The 3,744-nt window shown below is 34.9% G+C and carries 2 protein-coding genes and 1 pseudogene; all 3 read left to right on the plus strand.

Features of this window, described 5'->3' with window-relative positions; all coding sequences use genetic code 11:
- Nucleotides 1-82, plus strand: a pseudogene (locus tag M2R47_RS09195) (RNA-guided endonuclease TnpB family protein); the annotation flags it as partial.
- Nucleotides 83-194: 112 nt separating this feature from the next.
- Nucleotides 195-860, plus strand: coding sequence for a hypothetical protein (locus tag M2R47_RS09200; RefSeq protein ID WP_249102459.1), 666 nt, complete (start codon nt 195-197; stop codon nt 858-860).
- 1 nt (nt 861) lies between these two features.
- Nucleotides 862-3,351: a DEAD/DEAH box helicase gene (locus tag M2R47_RS09205; RefSeq protein ID WP_249102462.1), complete on the plus strand. Its 2,490-nt coding sequence runs from the start codon at nt 862-864 to the stop codon at nt 3,349-3,351.
- Nucleotides 3,352-3,744: the final 393 nt, after the last annotated feature.

Consider the following 3,744-nt stretch of genomic DNA (forward strand, 5'->3'; position numbering starts at 1 on the left):
GCATGATAGAGATATCAATGCTAGTAAGAACATTCTTGCGGTCGGGCTTGACCGTCTAGCAGTAGGAATCCCCTCGGTTTAGCGAGGGGAGGAAGTCAATGAAAGTATGATACGCCCAATGGATAATGAAACTGGTGTCAAACCTAAAAAATCTCGTAGCAAAAAGACCGTACAATCACAGTTAGATTTGGGGAATGATGATGAGTAGAGCAAAACCACATTTTTTAAAAACAAGAAATATTCTATTTCCAACAAAAGGGGAATTTATAGATCATTTACAAGATATTTATCATAGAGCAAAAGCAAGCAAAAATGGTTTGGTTGTATCAAATGATGATATAGTGGACTTAATAGATTTTATTCAAGATTATTGTGATAAATCAGAAGAAATACTATCTTATATTGATTTAGAAGATTGTTATTTTGTTGTTAAAAAATCGCCAGATTATGATACACCTTGTTTGTTTATTGTTGAAAAAAATACAAACAAAGAAAAACATTTTAGCTTTCAGAATTTTGGTAGCCCGCCAATTTCTTATATAAATTTTAAAAGATTTTGTGCTCATATAATAAAAGAGTTTAAATTTATCTATCGCATTAAATTAAGCAAAGAACTTGGAAAATCTTATGATGAATATGATTTATGGCATACAAACCCAACAACAAAAGAAATTGTTGATGAATTTATTGCCATAAAAGAGATTGGCGATAAATTAGATGAAGTAATTTCCCCAAATGGTAGTGGTTTTAATGCTCCTGTTTTAAATCAAAAATATGCAGGTCTAAAACAGGAGTTTATTGATTTTTATCAATCCAAAGTTGCAACCCAATTAAATTTTGAATTAAAGCCGAGAAAATAAAATGACCAACCCAACCTTTACCCAAATACACGCCCCAAAGATTTATGTTTATTCTGATAGCCGTTATCCAAATTGTCTTAAAGTAGGCTATACCGCCCAAGAGACCGTTATGGAGCGAATGAAACAACATTATCCAACCATTACCCCAAGCCAAAGTTGGAAACTAGAATTTGAATCGTTGGCGATTAAAGATGATGGCGGTTATTTTAAAGATTTCGCTGTGCATAAAATGCTAGAACAAATGGGTATAAAACGCATTGCAGGTGAATGGTTTGAATGTGATATAGATACCATTAAAAACGCCATTTTAAATATCAAACAATCCAAAACTCTTGAAAGGCAACGCACACAAGATTTTAAAATGCGTCCAGAGCAATTAGACGCTGTGAATAAAACCGCTTATTATTTTAATTCTATCAAACAAGATAAAAACAATCATCGTACACCGCATTTTTTGTGGAATGCCAAAATGCGATTTGGTAAAACTTTTGCCACTTATCAATTAGCCAAAAAAATGAATTGGCAACGGGTGCTCATTTTAACCTTTAAACCTGCGGTAAAAAATGCGTGGGAAGAGGATTTGAATACGCATAGTGATTTTAATGGCTGGCAATTTATCAGCCGTGATAGCGCATTAAAAATAGATAATTATGATAAAACCAAACCAATGGTATATTTTGCTTCTTTTCAAGATGTGCTTGGCAAAGATAGATTTGGCAATATCAAAGCCAAAAATGAATGGATACATACGATAAACTGGGATTGTGTGGTATTTGATGAATATCATTTTGGGGCGTGGCGTGATAGTGCCAAATCGCTTTTTGCCAAAGATGATGAATTGGCACAAATGCAAAATGAATATCAAGAAATGGAAATTGGCGTAGAAAATTTTAATGAAAATGAATTGCCGATTACCACAGAGCATTATTTGTATTTATCAGGTACGCCATTTCGAGCGATTGCGTCTGGGGAATTTATTGAAGAGCAAATCTTTAATTGGACTTATGGCGATGAACAAAGAGAAAAATTAAATTGGGACAAAACAAAAGGTGATAATCCTTATTTGTCATTACCACAAATGATGTTACTTACTTATCAATTACCAGAAAATATTCGCCATATTGCCACACAAGGCGAGTTTAATGAGTTTGATTTGGGCGAGTTTTTTAAGGCGGACGGTAGTGGTAATAATGCCAAATTTAAACACGAAAATTATGTACAAAAATGGCTGGATTTAATTCGTGATAATCTTGATGAAATGATTGTTAGTAATTTAAAGCAAGGCAATGCCAAACCGCCAATGCCATTTAGTGATGTGAATTTATTAAATAGCTTATTGCATACCCTTTGGTTTTTGCCAAGTGTGGCGAGTTGTTTTGCAATGGCGAATTTATTAAAAGCTCCTAATAATAAATTTTATCACGATTATGATATTATCGTATCGGCAGGCAATAATGCAGGAGTGGGCGATAGGGCGTTAATTCCTGTCAAAAATGCAATGACAAACAACCCTTTGGCAACCAAATCCATTACGCTGTCTTGTGGTAAATTGATGACGGGCGTATCTGTGCCTGCGTGGACAGGGATTTTTATGCTTCGTAATTGTAGCAGTCCTGAGACTTATTTTCAGGCGGGGTTTCGAGTGCAAACCCCGTGGACAGTACAGGGTGATGATGGGGCAAATATTATTAAAAAGCAATGCTATATTTTTGATTTTTCCCCCAATCGTGCTTTACGCCAAATCACTGATTATGCCCACAAACTAAACCCAGCCGAAGGCAATCCAGAGAGTAAAGTCGCTGAATTTATCGCCTTTTTGCCCGTGCTTGCTTATGATGGCAGTGCAATGCAACAAGTGGACGCAAGACTACTCCTAGATATGGCGATGAGTGGCACAACGGCGACTCTTTTGGCAAGGCGTTGGCAGTCGGCACTTTTGGTCAATGTTGATGACATTACTTTAAAAAATCTAATGGCAAATCAGGACGCATTGGACGCTTTGATGAAAATTGAAGAGTTTAGAAGTTTGAATGATGAGATTGAAGTCGTCATTAACCGCTCTGAAAAAATCAAAGGTTTAAAAGAAAAAGCCAAAGACAATGATGGCGAATTGTCAAAAGAAGACAAAAAGACATTAACCGATGAAGAAAAGGAGCAAAAATCTTTACGAAAGAAAATTCAAGACAAGCTGATTAAATTTGCCACACGCATTCCCATTTTTATGTATTTGAGTGATTTTCGGGAGCATAATTTAAAAGATGTGATACAAGAGCTTGAACCTGAATTGTTTACAAAAGTAACAGGATTATCTCAGGCGGATTTTGCCCTTTTGGTATCTTTAAATGTCTTTGATGAAAGCGTAATGAACGATGCTGTTTATAAATTTAAACGCTACGAAGATTCTAGCCTTGAATACGCAGGGATTGATAAGAAGACGGTGTATTTGGGGCTTTATAATACAGTGATTAAAGATGATCGCTATCTTAATTAAGAAGTGGGATGATGGTGTGAAATGAGAGAGGGTGGTCGTGGTAATTTAATCAAAAATCTTTACCAACAAAATCAACAACTTACAAACTTTCTCCCGTTCTCCCCAAAAACCCCCCTTTACAAAATAAAATATTAGCGTATAATACACCCCACTCAAGCAGACAGGCAAACAAAACTTGTTTAAATTCAATAACTTAAGCAACTTTTGATTTAACCATTTCATTCAAAGTTTTTAAAGTTAAAGTTCTTAAAATCGTTCTCAAAAACATTTTAAAAAAAACTTTAAAAAAAATTGAAAAAAATGCTTGACATTAAATAAAACTGGCGTATAATACGCACTCATTCGCTGGATGACAACGAATGACACTATTTAAAATCCAAACTAAAGAACAAC

The organism is Moraxella oculi, from assembly GCF_023336735.1.
Taxonomy (GTDB): Bacteria; Pseudomonadota; Gammaproteobacteria; order Pseudomonadales; family Moraxellaceae; genus Moraxella; species Moraxella oculi.